General features: G+C 74.7%; 18 protein-coding genes and 1 pseudogene. 6 read left to right on the forward strand and 13 right to left on the reverse strand.

All coding sequences use genetic code 11. From position 1 onward, the window contains the following. The first annotated feature begins 26 nt into the window (after positions 1-26). Together LWC35_RS26355 and LWC35_RS26360 are read left to right on the forward strand one after the other, a co-directional pair. Entirely contained in the window at positions 27-866 is an 840-nt protein-coding gene (locus LWC35_RS26355) for an SCO4651 family lipoprotein (RefSeq protein WP_232872950.1), read from the forward strand. Between the two features lie 22 nt (positions 867-888). Next, a complete protein-coding gene (locus LWC35_RS26360) occupies positions 889-2,331 on the forward strand; it encodes a serine/threonine-protein kinase (protein ID WP_232872951.1) in 1,443 nt (480 codons plus the stop codon). A gap of 15 nt (positions 2,332-2,346) precedes the next feature. Here the strand turns inward: LWC35_RS26360 and LWC35_RS26365 are convergent, their stop codons facing one another. Both LWC35_RS26365 and LWC35_RS26370 read right to left on the reverse strand, forming a co-directional pair. Further along, positions 2,347-3,486 (reverse strand): RNA polymerase sigma factor, encoded by a 1,140-nt coding sequence (locus LWC35_RS26365; protein WP_232872990.1) that lies wholly within the window; start codon positions 3,484-3,486, stop codon positions 2,347-2,349. Between the two features lie 8 nt (positions 3,487-3,494). Further along, the gene (locus LWC35_RS26370) at positions 3,495-3,902 is read right to left on the reverse strand and encodes a YciI family protein (RefSeq protein WP_232872952.1); all 408 of its coding nucleotides are present in this window, start codon (positions 3,900-3,902) and stop codon (positions 3,495-3,497) included. 168 nt (positions 3,903-4,070) lie between these two features. Between LWC35_RS26370 and LWC35_RS26375 the strand changes: the two genes are divergently transcribed. Then, the gene (locus LWC35_RS26375) at positions 4,071-4,595 is read left to right on the forward strand and encodes a DUF1707 SHOCT-like domain-containing protein (protein WP_232872953.1); all 525 of its coding nucleotides are present in this window, start codon (positions 4,071-4,073) and stop codon (positions 4,593-4,595) included. A gap of 19 nt (positions 4,596-4,614) precedes the next feature. Here the strand turns inward: LWC35_RS26375 and LWC35_RS26380 are convergent, their stop codons facing one another. The 4 genes from LWC35_RS26380 to LWC35_RS26395 form a co-directional block, all read right to left on the reverse strand. Further along, on the reverse strand, positions 4,615-5,532 hold the full coding sequence (locus tag LWC35_RS26380; protein WP_232872954.1) for an enoyl-CoA hydratase-related protein: 918 nt from the start codon (positions 5,530-5,532) through the stop codon (positions 4,615-4,617). Then, a complete protein-coding gene (locus tag LWC35_RS26385; protein ID WP_232872955.1) occupies positions 5,529-6,326 on the reverse strand; it encodes an enoyl-CoA hydratase/isomerase family protein in 798 nt (265 codons plus the stop codon). The genes LWC35_RS26380 and LWC35_RS26385 overlap by 4 nt, the downstream gene beginning before the upstream one ends. Positions 6,327-6,339: 13 nt before the next feature. Further along, positions 6,340-7,440 (reverse strand): acyl-CoA dehydrogenase family protein, encoded by a 1,101-nt coding sequence (locus LWC35_RS26390; protein WP_232872956.1) that lies wholly within the window; start codon positions 7,438-7,440, stop codon positions 6,340-6,342. A gap of 71 nt (positions 7,441-7,511) precedes the next feature. After that, positions 7,512-8,729: an acyl-CoA dehydrogenase family protein gene (locus LWC35_RS26395; RefSeq protein ID WP_232872957.1), complete on the reverse strand. Its 1,218-nt coding sequence runs from the start codon at positions 8,727-8,729 to the stop codon at positions 7,512-7,514. A 105-nt stretch (positions 8,730-8,834) separates the two neighbouring features. Between LWC35_RS26395 and LWC35_RS26400 the strand changes: the two genes are divergently transcribed. Next, positions 8,835-9,455 (forward strand): TetR/AcrR family transcriptional regulator, encoded by a 621-nt coding sequence (locus tag LWC35_RS26400; protein WP_232872958.1) that lies wholly within the window; start codon positions 8,835-8,837, stop codon positions 9,453-9,455. Between the two features lie 105 nt (positions 9,456-9,560). Then, positions 9,561-10,703 (forward strand): acetyl-CoA C-acetyltransferase, encoded by a 1,143-nt coding sequence (locus tag LWC35_RS26405; protein WP_232872959.1) that lies wholly within the window; start codon positions 9,561-9,563, stop codon positions 10,701-10,703. Between the two features lie 62 nt (positions 10,704-10,765). On the opposite strand, the pseudogene LWC35_RS26410 reads toward LWC35_RS26405, so the two are convergent. The 3 genes and pseudogenes from LWC35_RS26410 to LWC35_RS26420 form a co-directional block, all read right to left on the reverse strand. Next, positions 10,766-11,272: pseudogene (locus LWC35_RS26410) on the reverse strand (oligopeptide/dipeptide ABC transporter ATP-binding protein); the annotation flags it as partial. Positions 11,273-11,297: 25 nt separating this feature from the next. After that, positions 11,298-11,921, reverse strand: a complete 624-nt coding sequence (locus tag LWC35_RS26415; protein ID WP_232872960.1) for a GNAT family N-acetyltransferase — start codon at positions 11,919-11,921, stop codon at positions 11,298-11,300. Positions 11,922-12,040: 119 nt separating this feature from the next. Next, positions 12,041-12,817, reverse strand: a complete 777-nt coding sequence (locus tag LWC35_RS26420) for a sulfite exporter TauE/SafE family protein (RefSeq protein WP_232872961.1) — start codon at positions 12,815-12,817, stop codon at positions 12,041-12,043. Between the two features lie 86 nt (positions 12,818-12,903). Between LWC35_RS26420 and LWC35_RS26425 the strand changes: the two genes are divergently transcribed. Further along, positions 12,904-13,761: an AraC family transcriptional regulator gene (locus LWC35_RS26425; protein WP_232872962.1), complete on the forward strand. Its 858-nt coding sequence runs from the start codon at positions 12,904-12,906 to the stop codon at positions 13,759-13,761. Here LWC35_RS26425 and LWC35_RS26430 read toward each other — a convergent pair. Genes LWC35_RS26430 through LWC35_RS26445 form a run of 4 tightly spaced genes read right to left on the reverse strand, consistent with a single transcriptional unit; the run spans position 13,671 to position 18,149 of the window. Next, positions 13,671-14,720, reverse strand: coding sequence for a phosphotransferase family protein (locus tag LWC35_RS26430; RefSeq protein ID WP_232872963.1), 1,050 nt, complete (start codon positions 14,718-14,720; stop codon positions 13,671-13,673). The two genes, LWC35_RS26425 and LWC35_RS26430, sit on opposite strands and share 91 nt — an antisense overlap. Next, a complete protein-coding gene (locus LWC35_RS26435; protein WP_232872964.1) occupies positions 14,717-15,508 on the reverse strand; it encodes an enoyl-CoA hydratase/isomerase family protein in 792 nt (263 codons plus the stop codon). The genes LWC35_RS26430 and LWC35_RS26435 overlap by 4 nt, the downstream gene beginning before the upstream one ends. Then, entirely contained in the window at positions 15,505-17,190 is a 1,686-nt protein-coding gene (locus tag LWC35_RS26440) for a class I adenylate-forming enzyme family protein (RefSeq protein WP_232872965.1), read from the reverse strand. The genes LWC35_RS26435 and LWC35_RS26440 overlap by 4 nt, the downstream gene beginning before the upstream one ends. After that, positions 17,187-18,149, reverse strand: a complete 963-nt coding sequence (locus tag LWC35_RS26445) for an SMP-30/gluconolactonase/LRE family protein (RefSeq protein ID WP_232872966.1) — start codon at positions 18,147-18,149, stop codon at positions 17,187-17,189. Before LWC35_RS26445 ends, LWC35_RS26440 begins: the two co-directional genes overlap by 4 nt. Positions 18,150-18,184 lie beyond the last annotated feature (35 nt).

Here is an 18,184-nt window from a genome sequence, read left to right on the forward strand (position 1 = left end):
TTCCCGGCTGAACGAGGAGGCGGAAGGTGCCGCACCGCAGTGGGTCGGCAGCGGGGCCGGCCCGCACGCCGCTCGCCCTGGCGCTCGCGGCGATCGCCGTCCTCGTGATCGGGGCGGGGGTCGTCTCGTGCGCCCGGGGCAACTCCGAGGACGCCGGCGAGGCGCACGGCCTGCCCAAGTACTACGCCGCCGCGGACCTGCTCACCGCCGTCACCCAGCGCCAGCACGCGGACCGTACGGCCCACCTGAGCCTGTCCGGCCGCGTCGACGCCGTGGAGGGCGCCCCGACGGCCCTCGGCGGCGACGGCGCGCTGCGCGTGGAGCAGGGCGGCGGCCTCTCCGTGCAGTTCGTCCAGACCCTCAGCCCGCCCGGGGGCGAGCCGCAGAGCACGGCGTTCCTGGTGCTGCCCAACGGGCAGGTGTGGCGCCAGGGCGACACCGGGTGGACGCGGATCGACGAGGCGGCCACCGGAACGCCGGAGAAGATCCTGGCGACCACGGCAGCCAACGTCGTCGCGAGCGCCGACCCCACCGCCAACCTGGCCCGCTACCGGGACGCCGCGCTGGTCGCGGACGCCGCGGACGACGCGGTCGGGGGCGTCCCGGCGGTGCGGTACCTGGTGGTCGTCGACCTGGTCCGGGCCGCGGAGCTGGAGCAGGACCCGGCGGTGCAGGAGGCGCTGCGCACCCAGGCCGGGGCCGGCGTCACCCGGATCTCCTCCACGCTGTGGGTCGACGCCGCGAACCGCCCCCTGCGCAGCGAGACCCGCCAGACCATGCCGGGCATCGGGACACTGGCCCTGACCTCGGACTACCGCGACTGGGGCACCCCCGTGGCGATCGCCTCCCCCGGGACCGCCGCCTGAGCGGATGCGGTTGACTGGGCCCGTGCCCGGCCCCCGCGTCGCTCCGCGCAGCATCGGCGGCTTCACGATCACGCGGCTGCTCGGCGAGGGCGGGATGGGCCGGGTGTACCTCGGCCGGCGCGGCGGCGTGCAGGCGGCGGTGAAGGTCGTCCGGGCGGAGCTGGCGGGCGACCCGGAGTTCCGCGCCCGGTTCGGGCACGAGATCGAGGCGGCGACCCGCGTCCGCAGCCCCTACACCGCGGCCCTGCTCGGGGCCGACGCCGACGGCGACCCGCCGTGGATGGCCACGGAGTACGTGCCGGCCCCGTCGCTGCGCGAGGCCGTCGGGGTCCACGGGCCGATGCCCGCCGAGCAGGTCCGGCTGCTGGGGATCGGGCTGGCCGAGGCGCTCGCCGCGATCCACGCGGCCGGGATCGTGCACCGCGACCTCAAGCCGGGCAACGTCCTGCTCGGCGCCGACGGGCCGAAGGTGATCGACTTCGGGATCGCCCGGGCTGCCGACGCGACCGTGCTGACCCGCACGGGCGCCGTCGTCGGCTCGCCGGGGTTCATCGCGCCGGAGCAGATCACGCACGCCCGCTCCGAACCCGCCGGCGACGTCTTCGCCCTCGGCGGGGTCCTCGCCTACGCCGCGACCGGCCGGGCCCCCTTCGGCACCGGCGACGTCAACGCCCTGCTCTACCGCACGGTCCACGGCGAGCCGGACCTCGCCGGCATCCCGGAACCGCTGCTCGGGTTGGTGCGGGTGTGCCTGGACCGCGACCCTGCGCGCCGGCCGACCACCGACGGGATCCGCGCAACGCTCTCGTCCGGACCTCAGGACCGCCCGACGGGCGGCTGGCTCCCGGCGGTGCTGGAGCCGACGCCCCCGCGTCCGGTCGCGCGGGCGCCGCGGTGGAAGGCGCCGGTGGCGGTCGGGGCGGCCGTGGCGGTGCTCGCCGCGGTCGCGGTGGTCGGGGTTCTCGCCCTGCGCGGCCACGGCGACACCGGCGCCGCGGCGGCTGTGCGCACGGCGCCCACGATGCCCACGATGCCCACGGTGCCCACGGCGCCCCCGACCTCGCCGACGAGCGCGGCCCCCGCCACCACGACCGCGGCCGACGTCCGGGTCTCGGCCGAGCCCGCCGGCTTCAGCAGCCCGAGCGGCAACATCGCCTGCTTCCTGCAGCCCAACTCCGTGCGCTGCGACATCGCGCAGGCCGAGTGGGACCCGACGACCGTTCCGGACCGGCCCGCGGGGTGCGCGGGCGTCTGGGGCGACTCGCTGCAGATCACGGGCACCGAGCGGGCCGACCTCGTGTGTCACTCCGACACGGTCTTCGGCACCGGCCCGGTGCTCGACTACAGCCGCGCGCTGCGGGTCGGCGACGTCACCTGCACGAGCCGGCCGACCGGCGTCGAGTGCCGGGTCGGGGCGAGCGGGCACGGGTTCGGCCTCTCCCGCACCGCCTACCAGCTCTTCTGAACGGGCGCCGTTTCCTCAGCGCCCGGCGTTGAGCCGGGCGGCCCGACGGGTCAGGTGGTCGCGCTCGGCGAGGTTGGGTGCCTTCCGCGCCGCCTCGGCGTACAGCCGGGCTGCCGTCGCGGTGTCGCCGTCGCGCTCGTGGAGGTACGCCGCCACCGCGGCGTACCGGGGCAGGGAGTCGTCCAGCGCCGCGAGCGCGGCCAGGCCGGCGCGCGGTCCGTCGGCCTCGCCGACGGCCACCGCACGGTTGAGCCGGACGACCGGGCTGTCGGTCAGGCGCGCGAGCTCGTCGTACCACTCGACGATCTGCGGCCAGTCGGTCTCCCCGGCGGTGGGCGCGTCGGCGTGCAGCGCCGCGATGGCCGCCTGGGCCTGGAACTCCCCCAGCCGGTCGCGGGCCAGCGCCGCCTGCAGGATCGCGACGCCCTCGGCGATCGAGCGGGTGTCCCACCGGGTGCGGTCCTGTTCGGCGAGCGGGACCAGGCTGCCGTCGGACGCGGTCCGGGCGGCGCGCCGGGCGTGGTGGAGGAGCATGAGGCCGAGCAGCCCGGCGACCTCCGGGTGGTCGAGGGCGGCCGCGAGCCGGCGGGTGAGCCGGATCGCCTCGGCGGCCAGGTCGACGTCGCCGGAGTAGCCCTCGTTGAACACCAGGTAGAGGACGCGCAGCACGGTGGCGACGTCGCCCGGCCGGTCGAACCGCACGCCGGAGACCGTGCGCTTGGCCCGGCTGATGCGCTGCGCCATGGTCGCCTCGGGCACCAGGTAGGCCTGGGCGATCTGGCGGGTGGTCAACCCGCCGACGGCGCGCAGCGTGAGCGCGACCGCCGACGACGGCGTCAGCGAGGGGTGGGCGCACAGGAAGTAGAGCTGGAGCGTGTCGTCGGCCGCGGATGCCGGTCCGGGCGCAGGCTCGTCCTCGACGAGATCCTCCCGCCGGCGGCGGGCGGCGTCCGCCCGGGTCGCGTCGAGGAACTTGAGCCAGGCCACCGTGACCAGCCAGCCCTTCGGGTCCCTGGGCGGGTCTGCCGGCCAGACGCGCAGCGCCTCGACGAGCGCGTCCTGCACGGCGTCCTCGGCCGCCGCGAAGTCGGCTCCGCGACGGACGAGGACCGCGAGCACGCCCGGCGTGAGGCTCCGGAGCAGGACCTCGTCCACCGGTGACGTCACTCGGTGACGGTGGGCGGGGCGGTCAGGAACGGGCGCAGCTCGAGCCACTCGTGGATCGGCTTCCCGCCCGCCCCGGGGGCGGCGGACAGCTCGCCGGCCAGCTCGACGGCGCGTTCGTAGCTGTCGACGTCGATCACCATCCAGCCGGCGACGAGGTCCTTGGTCTCCGCGAACGGCCCGTCGGTGACCGGTGGGCGCCCCTCGCCGTCGAAGCGGACGAACGTCCCCTCGGGGGCGAGCGCCTGGCTGTCGACGAACTCGCCCGTCCCCTCGAGCCTGGCGGCGAAGTCGCGCATGTACTGCACGTGCGCCGAGACCTCCTCCGGCGTCCACCGGTCCATCGGCACGTCGTTGATCGCGGCGGGGGCGCCGCGGTAGTGCTTGAGCAGCAGGTACTTGGCCATGGTGGTTCTCCTCCGTGCCGGTGCGGCCCCTCGTGGCCGCGCGCACCCCGGGGACGGAGCCGGTCCGGGCTTCTCGACATCGCGCCCGGAACTTTCTCGGCACGCAGTATGGATCCACGACGCGCGGAATCGACCGCCCTCGGCGCGCCGTGGATCCATAATGCGGTCATGACCACGGGGGGCGACGGCGCGCTGCGGATCGGGACGGCCGAGCGGGAGGCCGCCGCGGCGGCGCTCAACGCGCATCTGGAGGCCGGCCGGCTGGGCGTGGAGGAGTACGCGGACCGCTCGGCGGTGGCGGCCAACGCCGTGACCGCCGACGAGCTGACGGCCCTGTTCACCGACCTGCCGGAGCCGCACCCACGGCTGCCCGGCGGCCCCGGCGGCGCGGGCAGCGCGGGCGGCGCGGGCAGCGCGGGCAGCGCGGGCAGCGCCCCGGCCGTCCGGCCGCAGGCGGCGGTGCAGCAGCGGGGTTTCGGCGGCAGCTGGGGCACCCGGATCGCGGCCGCCAGCCCGATCGTCGCGCTGGTCCTGTTCTTCGTGCTCAACGCCGCCGGGGTGCCGATGGCGTGGCTCGCCTTCCTGCTGATCCCGCTCGTCGGGGCCCTCGGGTTCTCCAAGGACCGTCAGGACGCGCGGGAGCTGGAGCGCGAGCAGCGCCGGGAGCTGCCCGACGAGCGCCGGGACGGCTGACCCGCCCCGGCGCGAACCCTCAGTCCATCCCTGCCGGCCGGCTCGGCCAGCGCTCCAGGATGTCCGGGTAGTCGGCGCTCACCGTGTTCGGGAACGCGGGCGCCCGCTTCTCCAGGAAGGACTGCACGCCCTCGACCACGTCGGCGCTCTGCCCGAGCCGGTGGATCGCCTGCGAGTCGACGCGGTGCGCCTCCCACGGCGTGTCCGCGCCGAGCATCGCCCACAGCATCTGCTTGCTGAGCGCGACCGACACCGCCGAGGTGTTCTCCGCGATCTCCTGCGCGATCCCGTAGGCGTGGGGCAACAGCTCGTCGGGCGGGAGGACCTTCGACACCAGCCGGCCGGCGAGGGCCTCCTCGGCGCCGAACACCCGGCCGGTCGCGACCCACTCCATGGCCTGCGAGATCCCGACGATCCGCGGCAGGAACCAGCTCGACGCCGCCTCCGGGACCAGACCGCGACGGGCGAACACGAAGCCGAACTTCGCGGTCTCCGAGGCCAGCCGGATGTCCATCGGCAGGGTCATCGTGGCGCCGATGCCCACGGCCGGCCCGTTGATCGCGGCGATGACCGGTTTGCGGCACGCGGCCGTGGTCAGCGACGTGACACCGCCGCCGTCCCGCGGGGCCCCGCCGATGGTGCCGATGTCGCGCCGCTCCGCGGCCCGGGCCGGGTCCTCGGCGTTGAACGTCGAACCGCCCCGCTGCAGGTCGGCGCCGGCGCAGAAGCCCCGCCCCCGCCCCGTGACGACGACGACGCGCACCGCGTCGTCGGCGTCGGCCGCGGCGTAGGCCCGGACCAGCTCGCGCATCATCGTGGTGGTGAAGGCGTTGAGCCGGTCCGGCCGGTCGAGCGTGATCGTGGCGACGCCGTCGGAGACCTCGTAGGCGATCTCCGTGTACGCCTGCTCGGTCACGGGGTCCTGGGTGCTGGTCACGTGACCGCCCACTCGCCCGTGAACACCGGGTCCCGCTTGGCCATGAAGGCCTCGAAGGCGGCCGGCGCGTCCGTGCCCGCGAAGTTGATCGTCTGCGCGCGGGCCTCGCTCTCGAGCGCCTCGCGCAGCGTCTTGTCCGTGTTCTCGTTGAGCATCCGCTTCGACTGCGCGAGGGCCATGGGAGCCCCGGCGGCGAGCGTCTTGGCCAGGTCGGCCACGAACCCGTCGATCGTCCCGGGCTCGACGACGTAGGTCACCAGGCCGAGCCGCTCGGCCTCCTCCGCGCCGATGATCTCGGCGAGCAGCGCGAGCCGCTTGGCCTGCTGCAGCCCCACGATCTTGGGCAGCAGCCAGGACCCACCGAAGTCCAGCGACAGCCCGCGCTTGGCGAAGATCTGGGAGAACCGCGCGTCGCGCTCGGCGACCACCAGGTCGCAGCCCAGCGCCAGGTTCCACCCGGCGCCGACGGCCACGCCGCTGACCTTCGCGACGGTCGGCATCGGCAGGCTGTGCAGGGCCATCGCGATCTCGTTGATGCGGTGCATCCGGGTCAGGGGGTGGCCCCCGGCCGGGCCGCCGGACAGGTCCGCCCCGGCGCAGAAGTCACCGCCGGCGCCGGTCAGCACCAGCACCCGGACGGACGGGTCGTTCGCCGCGTCGGCGAAGGCCGTCTGCAGCCCGTCCCAGGTCTCGGCGTTCAGGGCGTTCTTGCGCCGCGGCCGGTTGATCGTCACCGTGCGGATCCCGTCCGCCGTCTCGACGAGCACCGGGTTCTCGGTCGTGCTCTCGGTCATGTGCCGCCCTTCCTCAGACGCCCAGCCGGTCGGCGAGCCGTGCCCGGTCGCGCCCGGGGGCCCCGAACAGCAGCTCCGTGCTCTTGGCGCGCTTGTAGTAGAGGTGCGCGTCGTGCTCCCAGGTGTAGCCGATGCCGCCGTGGTACTGCACGCACGCCTCGGCGGCCTTGAAGTAGGCCGGTCCGAAGAACGTGGCGACGAGCGCGGACGCGACCGGCACCTCGTCCGGGGCCTCGTCGGCCGCCCAGGCCGCGTACCGCAGCGCGGACAGGCCCAGCTCCCAGTCCGAGTGGACGTCGGCCAGCCCGTGCTTCACGGCCTGGTAGGAACCGATGGCCCGGCCGAACTGCACTCGCACCTTGGCGTAGTCGGTGGCCATCTCCAGCACCCGCTGCAGCCCGCCGAGCTGCTCGGCGGCCAGCGCGACCGTCGCGAGGTCGGCGACCCGCTCGAGCGCGCCCGCGGGATCCGCCGACTCCAGCTTGCGCGCCGGCGTGCCGCGCAGCACGACCTTCGCGAGCCGGCGGGTCGGGTCGAGCGTGGCCAAGGTGGTCCGCTCGACGTCCGCGGCGTCGACCCGGAACCAGGCCGGCCCGTCCGGCGTGATCGCGACGACGAGCAGCACGTCGGCGAGGTCGCCGGCGACCACCGGGGTCTTGGTCCCGTCGAGGGTCCAGCCGTCCCCGGACGCGGTCGCCGTGGTGGCGCCCGGCCCCCACGGCGCACCCCGCTCGGCCACGGCGACGGTCGCGATCAGCTCGCCGGACACCAGGCGCGGCAGCAGCTCGCGGCGGGCCTCCTCGTCGTCGAGCGCGAGCAGCGCGTCCGTGGCCAGCACCGCCGAGCCGAGGAACGGCGTGGGCGCGAGCGCCCGGCCGAGCTCCTCCTGCACCACGGCCCGCTCGACGTGCCCGGCACCGGCCCCGCCGTACTCCTCGGGCACGACCAGCCCCAGTACGTCGAGGTCGCGGCCGAGCCGCGTCCACAGGTCCCGGTCGGTCCCGGTCTCGGACTCCATCGCCGCGCGCACCTGCGCCGACGCGGCCCGGTCCGTCAGCAGGTCGCGCACCGCCGCGCGCAGCGCCTGCTGCTCCTGGGTGAGCACCAGTCTCATCGTCCTCCCTCGCTGCGCGAGCTCGGGCGCTTCGTTCGTCTGCTGTGTCGATGATCCGCTCGCAAGCTCGCTCATGCCTGCGTCCCCACCTTCAGCTCGCGGAACGGCACGCCCCGGTCCACGGACGGCTCCTTCGGCAGGCCGAGGACCCGGTCGCCGATGATCCCGCGCTGGATCTCGTTGGTCCCGCCGGCGATGCTCGACGACGGCGTGGAGTTGATCCCCAGCGCCACCGCGGCACCGGTGGCGTCGTCCGGGTCCCAGGCCACGATCTCCGGCCCGGCGATCTCGCCGACCGTGTCGACGGCCAGCCGGGCCAGCATCGAGCCGGCCAGCTTCGCCACGGAGCCGCGGGCCCCGGGCGCGATGCCCGCGGCGGCCTCCTGGCGCAGCCGGACGTTGAACAGCTCCAGCACGCGCTCGCGCACGTACAGCTCGGCCAGCCGCTCCCGGGTGGCGGGCTCGCCGGACACGCCCAGCCGCCGGGCCAGCGCGGTGATCGCGGTGAAGTCCAGCGGGTTGGTCTTGGGGCGGCGGCGTGACCCGATGGAGACGCGCTCGTGGCCGAGCATCGTCACGGCGGCGTGCCACCCGCCGTTGACCTCGCCGATCACCGCGTCGGCGGGGATCCGGACGGAGTCGAAGTAGATCTCGTTGAACGGCGCCCGGCCGGACATGTCCTTGAGCGGCCGCACGGTGACGCCCGGCGCGTGCATGTCCACCACGAACATCGTGAGCCCGGAGTGCTTGGGGCGGTCGGGGTCGGTGCGGGCGAGCAGCGCGCCGAAGTCCGCCCACTGGGCGTTGGTGGTCCACACCTTCTGCCCGTCGACGACCCAGGAGTCGCCGTCGAGGACCGCACGGGTCTGCAGGCTCGCGACGTCCGACCCCGCGCCCGGCTCGGAGAACAGCTGGCACCAGATGTCCTCGCCGCGCAGCAGCCGCGGCAGGTAGCGGGTGCGCTGCTCGGGCGTGCCCAGGTCGTTGACCGTGGGGCCGCACATGCCCAGCCCGATCGTGAACGGGTAGGTGGGCAGCTCGTAGCAGGCCTCCTCGTCGGAGAAGGCCTGCTGGTAGGCCGTGGAGAGGCCGCGGCCGCCCACGTCCTGCGGCCAGGTGATGCCGGCGAACCCGGCGTCGTACAACGCGGCCTGGAAGGCGCGCGCGGCCTCGATGTCGGTGACCGGCGACGGGGCCGGCGCGTGCTCGCGGAGCCAGGCACGCGCCTGCTCGCGGAACGCGTCCAGATCGGGGGGACTCCCCGTCGCGATGGTGGTCGCCGCAGTCATCCGCTTACCTCCCGGCGTCGCTGGCGGACCTTTGAACGATCACTCGTTAAGTTAACACCGCCGTGGAGCGGCCAGAAGGGGCATCCGGGCCCTATCCTCTCCGGTGTGAGCACCGCAGTAGACCGATCGCCCGAGGGCGGACCGATCCCCCGCGGCGGCGGCCGCGAGGCGATCGCGGCGGCCGCGCGCGAGGTCTTCGAGCAGCGCGGGTACCACGGCGCGTCGATCCGGGACATCGCCAAGCGCGCCGGGCTGTCCCTCTCGGCGCTCTACTACTGGCACCCGAGCAAGCAGGACCTGCTCGCGGCCCTGATCGAGGAGAACACCCTCGACTACTTCCGCCGCTGCGACGAGGCCCTCGCCTCCGCCGGCGAGGACCCGGCGGAGCGGCTCCGCGCGCTGGTCAAGGCCACGGTCGAGTACCGGGTGCAGCGGCAGACGGAGAGCAACATCTCCTCGCGCGAGTGGCGCAACCTCGAGCCCGCGCACGAGGAGCGGCTCGCGGGCCTGCGCACCAAGGCCAGCACGATCTGGTCGGACATCGTCGACGCGGGCGTCGCGCAGGGGTCCTTCCGCTGCGAGCACCCGGCGGACGCCCGCCGTGCCGCGCAGGCCGCCTGCAACGCGATCGCGCAGTGGTACGACCCTGCGGGCCCGGTGACGATGGAGGAGCTCGTGGAGCACTACACCCTCATCGTCATGCGGATCGTCGACCACGCGGCCTGACCCGGGTCCGTCGAGGACGTCACAGCTCCGGGGACTGCCGATCACCGGCGAACTGAATGTACGATCGTTCAGTTCGCCGAGTCCGCAGCGCAGGGGAGTCATCCGGTGACAGAAGCCTTCATCGTCGGCGCCGTCCGCACACCCGTCGGGACGCGCAGGGGAGCCCTCGCCGGGGTCCACCCGGCCGACCTCGGCGCACACGTGCTTCGCGAGCTCGTCGAGCGGACGGGTGTGGACCCGGCCGCCGTCGAGGACGTGATCATGGGGTGCGTCAGCCAGACGGGTGCCCAGGCGGGCGACATCGCCCGCACCGCCTGGCTCTCGGCCGGGCTGCCGCAGAGCGTGCCCGGCGTGACCATCGACCGGCAGTGCGGCTCGTCGCAGCAGGCGCTGCACTTCGCCGCCCAGGGCGTGATGTCCGGGACCCAGGACCTGGTCGTGGCCGCCGGCGTCGAGCAGATGGCCATGGTCCCGATGACCGCCAACGGGATCGTCAACTCCGAGCTGGGCACCTCCACCAAGGGCCAGGGCTGGATCGACCGCTACGGCGACCAGGAGATTTCGCAGTTCCGTGGCGCCCAGCTGATCACCGAGAAGTGGGGCTTCACCCGCGAGGACCTGGAGAAGTTCTCGCTGGAGAGCCACCGCCGGGCGATCACCGCGATCGACGAGGGCCGCTTCCGCGACCAGATCGCGCCGATCGCCGGGCTGGACACGGACGAGGGCGCCCGCCGGGACACCTCGCTGGAGAAGCTCGCCGCGCTCGAGCCGCTGCGCGAGGGCTGGGCGATCACCGCGGGCGTCGCGAGCCAGATCTCGATCGGCGCGGCGGCCCTGCTGGTGGCGTCGGAGGATGCGGTGCGCCGCTTCTCCCTCACCCCGCTCGCCCGGGTGCACACCCTGGCCGTGGTCGGCGACGACCCGGTCTTCATGCTGACCGGCCCGATCCCGGCCACCCAGGCGGCGCTGAAGAAGTCCGGCCTGGGCATCGGCGACATCGACACCTTCGAGATCAACGAGGCCTTCGCACCCGTCGTGCTCGCGTGGGCGCAGGACACCGGCGCCGACCTGGCGAGGACCAATCCCAACGGCGGCGCGATCGCCCTCGGCCACCCGCTCGGCGGCACCGGGGCCATCCTGGCCACCAAGATGATCCACGAGCTGCACCGGACCGGCGGCCGCTACGGCCTGCAGTCCATGTGCGAGGGCGGCGGCCAGGCCAACGCCACCATCCTCGAGCGCGTCTGATCCCGGCACGACGGACGGCGCTGCCGCTCGGGCCTTCCGAGCGGGAGCGCGTTCGCGCGTTCTCAGGTGTGCAGGTGGCAGCGCACCGTGCCACCGCCCGGGGCGGCGATGACGGGCGGGGCCTCGACCTTGCAGATGTCCATCACGTGGGGGCAGCGCGTGTGGAAGGCGCAGCCCGCGGGCGGGTTGGCCGCGTCGGGCACCTCCCCGCGCAGCACGATCCGCTCGCGTTCCCGCTGCCGGCGCGGGTTCGGGACCGGCACGGCCGAGAGCAGCGCCTCGGTGTAGGGGTGCGCGGGCCGGTCGAAGAGCCGGTCGGTCGGCGCCGTCTCCACGATCTCGCCCAGGTACATCACCGCCACCCGGTGCGCGATGTGCCGCACGACGGCGAGATCGTGCGCGATGAACAGGTACGACAGCCCGAACTCGGCCTGCAGGTCCTCGAGCAGGTTGAGGATCTGGTTCTGCGTGGAGACGTCGAGCGCGCTGACCGCCTCGCCACACACCAGCAGCCGCGGGTGGAGCGCGATGGCCCGCGCGATCGCCAGCCGCTGCCCGCCGGAGAACTCGGGGCGTGGTCTGCCCGCCCGGGTCTCAGCGGGGGTCGCGCCACATCGGCCAGAGCGGGGGGCTGTCGTCGACGGAGATCGGGGTGCCGGCGACGAAGCCGTGCCGCTCGTAGAGGGCCTTGGCGCGGACGGTCGTCGCCTCCAGGTAGGCGGGGTGACCGGCGCGGTCGGCGCGGGCGAGGACGGGCGCCATGGTGGCGCTGCCGAGGCCGCGGCCCTGCCGCTGCGGGTGCACGCCGAGGAACCACAGGTACTCGTGCGGCTCCTGCGGATGGTGCTGCTCCATCGCGGTCATGAGCGCGAAGAGCCGCTCGGCGTCGTCGCCGGCCTGCTGCGCGAGGGCGCCGCAGAAGGCCTCGCCCTCCTCGTCGGACATCGGGGCGCTGCCGTGCGGCACCCACAGCGCGGCCCCGTCGATCACACCCTCGACCTCCGGGACCGCGGCCCAGGTGTCGTCGTGCTGCGCGAGCACCTCGACGGCGAGGTCGAAGAAGAAGCGCGTCCGGTCCGCGCGGTAGGCCGGGTCCGGGTGGATCCAGGCGAAGACGGGGTCGTCCCGGAAGGCCGCCGCGAGGGTCGCGGCGACGGCCGGGCGCTCCCCCACGGTGGCGCCGCGGACGTGGACGGTGTCGGGCTGGACGGTGGTCATCGGGTCTCCCCTCATCGGTGACCGGGACGACGACGGTCCACCGAGGCGATGTCGGGCAGCCGTCGCCGCGCCGTCGGATGCGCTGTCGGCCCGCTGTCACCCGGCACGTCCTGCGGGTCTCAGACCAGCACCGCGACGAGCGCGACGCCGAGCAGCCCGACGTACGCGACGGCGTGCACGCGGTCGGGTACGTGCGGGAGCAGCCGGCGGGCGACGGCGATGGTCGGCAACGAGCCGGCGAGCAGCAGCGCCCCGGCGAGCAGGTCGACGCCGAGCGATCCGTCCGGGGCGGGGACCGTGAGGTACACCGCCGTGGCGACGACGGCGACCGGCAGGCTCAGCGGGTTGGCCATCGCCACGGCCTGGGCCATCGGCAGGCCGCGCCGGCGCAGCAACGGCACGGTCATGACGCTGCCCCCGACGCCGAGGAAGCTCGCGACCGCCCCGATCGTGACCCCGCCCAGCGATGCGGTCCGCGCCCCGAGCGGGCGCGGGACGCCGCCGCGCAGGAAACCGCGCCGCACCACGCTGTCGACGATCGTGATGCCCAGGTAGACCGCGAACAGCACGTGCAGCAGGCCGTCGGGGGCGGCGGTGGCCGCGAGCGCGCCGAGCCCGGCGCCGACCGCGACGTACCCGGCCAGCGGCCACACGTAGTCCCGGCGCAGCCGCCCGGACCGGTACTGCGCGAGGGTCCCGCCGGCCGCGTTGACGACCATGACCGCGGTCGAGGTGCCGACGGCCAGGTGCATCGCCTGTGACCCCACCTGCGGTCCCGACGCGGCGACGGCGTAGACCACCGGGACGGTCACGAAGCCGCCGCCGAACCCGAACAGCACGGTGGTCAGCCCGCTCAGACACCCGAACCCGACGAGGACGACGATCGTGGTGAGCACGTGTCCCGACCGTAGATCGCCGCGGCGTGGCGGGCATTCGCCGTCGGGACGCCTTCCTCCGAGTTCCGGCCACTACCCTCGGCCGGGTGCGTGACGTCCCGATCGACGAGGTCGACGCCCTCGACCGGGACGTCGTCGCGATCGGCACCACGTACGCGCCGGGCACGCACCTGCCCGCGCACCGCCACCGCCGCGCCCAGTTCCTCTACGGCGTCACGGGGTCGATGCGCGTCGAGACCGCCGACGGCAGCTGGACCGTCCCGCCGCACCGCGCGGTGCTGGTCCCGCCCGGCACCGAGCACGCCGTCCTCATGGACGGCGTCAGCACCCGCAGCCTCTACCTCGACCCCCGCGCCGTGCCCTGGTTCCCGCACCGGTGCCGCGTCGTCGAGGTCTCGCCGCTGCTGCGCGAGCTGGTGTGCGAGGCCGTCGACGTCGAGCCCCGGTACGCCCCGCACGGCCGCGACGCCGCGCTGCTCGCCCTGGTCCTGCACGAGATCCGCCGCTGCGCGCCGCTCCCCCTCGACCTCCCCCTGCCGGCGGACCCGGCGCTCCGAGCGCTGTGCCGGGACTTCCTCGCCCGGCCCCGGATCGACGTCCGTCCGGAGGCCTGGGCCGCCGGGCTGCACGTCAGCGTCCGCACGCTGCACCGCCGCTTCACCGCGGAGACCGGGACGGGTCTCGCGACCTGGCGGCGCCGCGCCTGTGCCCTGCACGCCCTGCCCGAGCTCGCCGCGGGCCGCCCCGTCGCCGAGATCGCGGCCGACCTCGGCTACGCCGGGCCGGGGGCCTTCACCACGATGTTCACCCAGCTCCTCGGCGCCCCGCCCAGCGCGTTCCGGGACCCGGCCCGTCAGCCCAGCCCGGCCGCCGCCAGCGCCTCGCGAGCGGACTCGCCGAGCAGCCGCCCGGTGGCGACACGGGCGCGGACCTGGTCCGCGTAGCCGTCGTCGGCCATCACGCCCGCGAGGTAGCGGGCCTGCACGCCGGCGAGGATGCACGCCGAGCGCCAGCGGTTGAAGGCGATCCAGTAGGGCAGGTCCGAGACGTCCCGGCCGGTGGTCCGCGCGTAGCGGGCGACGAGCTCGTCGCGGGTCGGGAAGCCGGGGACCGTGGTGGGCCCGGGATCGGCCCCCTCGGGCAGCTCGTCGCCGGGCTCCTGCCACAGCGAGACCAGGTAGCCGAGGTCGGCCATCGGGTCGCCGAGCGTGGCGAGCTCCCAGTCGAAGACCGCCCGGACCGTCCCGTCCGGCCCGAAGGTCATGTTCCCGGGCCGGAAGTCGCCGTGCACGATGCCGCGGGACTGCGGCGGGACGTGCGCGGCGAGCGCCGCATGGATCTCGTCGAGCAGGGCCAGCTCCGGGCCCTCGACGCCGGAGTTGCGGATCTGCTGGTGCCACCGGGCGAGCTGGCGTTCGGCGAACCCCTTCCGCGAGCCCTCCAGCCCGACCGCCTCGGGGTCGAGCGCGTGCAGCGCCGCCAGCACCTCGACGACGTGCTCACCCGCCCGGGCGCGCGCCGCAGGCGTCAGCGACTCCGCGGCCGCGGGGTCGGCGAGGACGGTGCCCTCCACGAAGTCCATGACGGAGAACTCCGCGCCGGTGACCGCCGGGTCCGCGCAGTACGCGCGCGGCGGCGCCACCTGGACCGCGGTCGGCGCCATCGCGGAGATGAACCGCCACTCCCGGCTCATGTCGTGCGCGGTGCTGAGCACGCCTCCGAGGGGCGGTCGGCGCAGCGCGTAGGCGTGCCCCGCGGCGTCGTCGATCCGGTAGGTGAGGTTGGACCGCCCGCCCGCGACCAGCGTGAACCGTGCCGGGCCTGCGAACCCGTCGACCTGCCCGGCCAGCCATGCCTCGACGGCCGCCGCGTCGAGGCCGGCCAGCGTCGTCGAACTCGTCATCGCCCCACGTACCTCGGCTCCCGCTTCTCCAGGAAGGACCGCACGCCCTCGCGGTGGTCCTCGGTGGCGAACAGCTCGCCCAGCCGCGTGCTCACCCAGCGGCCCAGGTCGGTCCAGTCCGGGTCGAGCGCCTCACGCAGCCCCGCCTTGAGCGCACCGACGGCCAGCGGCGGGTTCGCCGCGATCCGCCCGGCCAGCTCCAGGGCGGTCGGCAGCAGCTGCTCGTCGTCGACGACCCGGCCGACCAGCCCGATCCGGCCGGCCTCCTCGGCGTCGATGATCTCGCCGGTGAACAGCAGCTCGGCCGCCTTCTCCCGGCCGACGAGCTGGGCGAGCCGCGCGATCCCGGCGACGTCGCTGCACAGCCCGCGCTTGACGAACAGCTCGCCGAACTTCGCCCGCCGCCCCGCGACCCGGAAGTCCGCCATCAGCGCCAGCTCCATGCCCCAGCCGACCGCCGCGCCGTTGACGGCGGCGATCACCGGGACGTTCGACGTGAGCAGCGCACCGGCCGCGGGGGTCAGCCGCGGGGCGGGCCGGGGCGGGCGCTTCTCCGGGTCACCGCCGCCCATCAGCTCGCGGACGTCGTCGCCGGAGCAGAACGAGCGACCCTCGCCGGTGATCACCAGGACCCGGGCGGTCGCGGTGCGGACGAGGTCCTCCAGCTCGTCGTAGGTCCTGCGGCGCAGGGCGTTGTGCACCTCCGGCCGGGCGATCGTGAGCACGCCGACGTGCCCGTCCTCCTCGTACCGGATGTCGGTGAGCGCCGTCCCCGGGCTCGCGGTCATGCCTGCACCTCCGTGCGCAGCGCGCGCTTCAGGACCTTGCCGCTGGGCGTGCGCGGCAGCGGCTCCGCGCGGAACACGACGTGCTCGGGCACCTTGAACTCGGCCAGCCGCTCGCGGACGTGCTGCTGCAGCTCCGCCGAGGACACCCCTGCGGCGTCGGCGCGAATGTTCACCACGGCCACGGCCTGCTCGCCGAGCCGGTCGTGCGGGATCCCGACGATCGCCACGTCCGCCACCGCCGGGTGCTCGAACAGTGCGGCCTCGACCTCCGCGCAGTAGATGTTCTCGCCGCCCCGGATGACCACGTCCTTCATCCGGTCCACCACGTACACCCAGCCGTCCCGGAAGAAGCCCAGGTCGCCGGTGTGGAACCAACCGTCGGTGAAGGCCGCCGCCGTGCCCTCGGGGTTGTTCCAGTACCCGCGCACCACGTTGGGCCCGCGGAACCAGAGCTCACCCACCCCCTCCGGCTCGGCGTCCTCCCCGGTCGCGGGATCCACGACGCGGATGTCGGCTCCGGGGACGAGCCGACCGACGCTGTCCGGGTGGGTCACGTAGTCCAGCCCGGTGTTGGAGACGACGGCGCTGGTCGTCTCGGTGAGCCCGTAGCCGTTCGCCGGGGACACCACCGACGAGAACTGGGTGTCGATGAGGTCGATCAGGTCCGGCGGGATGGGCGCCCCGCCCATGCTCAGCGCGGCGAGCGTCTCCAGCCCACCACCCTCCCGGGCCGCCTGCTCGACCAGCTGCCGCCCGACCGTCGGCACCCCCGACACACCGGTGAGCGCCTCGCGACGGACCAGCTCGAGCGCTTCGGCGGGGTCCCAGCGGTACTGCGTGACGAGCTTCCCGCCGGTCAGCGGGGTGTAGCTCAGGCTGGTGATCCCGGCGATGTGGAACAGCGGGAACGTGCAGAGCGCACCCGGCTGCGGCGCCGCCGGACCCGGTTCGGGAGGCGTCCCGCCGTTGGCGACGATCGCCGCCACCCGGGCGCCGAGCAGCGTGTTGAGGATGTTCGTGCAGTGGTTGCGGTGGGTGCCGACCGCGCCCTTCGGCCGCCCCGTGGTGCCGGAGGTGTAGAGGATCGTGGCGTCGTCGTCGGGAGAGACGGTGACGTCCGGGAGCGCGGCGGTCCGGTCCAGGGCGGCCAGGACCTCGGCCCACGGCCGGCCCCGGCCCTCCCCGCGCACCTCGATCATCGGGAGGTCGATGCCCTCCAGGATCGCCGCCCGCTCCCCGTCGGCGACCACGAGCCGGGCCTCGCAGTTCTCCAGGGCGTAGCGCAGCTCCGGCCCGGTCCACCAGGCGTTGAGCGGCACGAACACCAGCCCGGACACCGCGCAGGCCGAGAACCAGGGCGCCCACTCCGGATAGTTCCGCATCGTGACGGCGACCCGGTCGCCCTGGCGCAGCCCGTACTCGTCGTGCAGCAGGCGGGCCAGCCCGGCGACGGTCCCGGCGTGCTCGGCGTAGGTGACGTGCTCGTCGCGGTACACCGTGAAGACCCGGTCGCCCCAGCCCCGGCCGATCTCGAACAGCTCCCGCAGGGTGTGCGGGCCGCGCTCGTAGACGCGCCACGGGATCCCGCGGACCGTCGTCTCGACCAGCGCGAACTCCGCCCCCGGCGCGGTGAGGGCGGCGGTCGGCCCGGCCCGGACGCTCCCGCCCGACGTGACCGTCACGCCCGGAACACCAGGTCGAGGCCCGGATAGGGCCACTCCGTCGCGTACAGCTTCCCGCGCCCGGACGAGGTGATGTACGCGGTGCGCGAGTCCGCGCCGGCGAAGCAGATGTTCGTGACGAACGGGTCCGGCTCGGGCACCGGGACCTGCCGGTCGAGCGTGCCGTCCGGGCGGATGACGCTCACCGCGCCGGTGACCAGGGTGGCGACGCAGACGTTGCCGGCGCCGTCGACGGCCAGCGAGTCGAGCAGCTGGTAGCCGGGGAAGCCGTGCAGCAGGTGCGCTCCGCCCGGTCCGCGCGGCGGGTCGCCGGCCGGCCCCAGGCGCGCCGGGCCGAGGACCTCCCACTCCCAGACCCGCCCGGTCTGGGTCTCGGCGACGTAGAGCCGGGACCCGTCCGGCGACAGCCCGACCCCGTTCGGCGTCATCAGCGGATGCACCACCTCGGTGATCGACGACCCGTCCGGCAGCGCGTAGCAGAGCCGGCCGACGTCCATCTCCCGCCCGCGGTTCTTGCCGAGGTCGGTGAACCAGAACCCGCCCGCGGAGTCGAAGACGATGTCGTTGGGCCCGCGCAGCGGCCGCCCGTCGACCTCGGTGTAGAGGTCCTTCACCTCGCCGTCGAGCGTGACGCGCTGGATCCGGCCGCCGATGTAGTCGGCCGGCTGGTGCCCGGGCGCGACGATGCCCTCCGGCCGGTCGTGCCACTCGAAGCCGCCGTTGTTGCACACGTAGATCGCCCCGTCGGGGCCGACGGCGGCGCCGTTCGGGCCACCGCCCAGCTCGGCGACGACGTCGACCGACCCGTCCGGCCACACCCGGGAGAGCGTGCCGCGGCGGATCTCCACGAGCACCACCGAGCCGTCCGCGAGGACGATCGGACCCTCCGGGAAGCGCAGCCCGGAGGCCACCTCGCGGAGCACTGGAGCGGGGTCGACGGCGGGGTCGACGCTGACCATGCGGTTCTCCTTCCGACGCCGGGAAGACCGGGAGA

Source organism: Pseudonocardia kujensis, assembly GCF_021283305.1.
Classification (GTDB): Bacteria; Actinomycetota; Actinomycetes; order Mycobacteriales; family Pseudonocardiaceae; genus Pseudonocardia; species Pseudonocardia kujensis.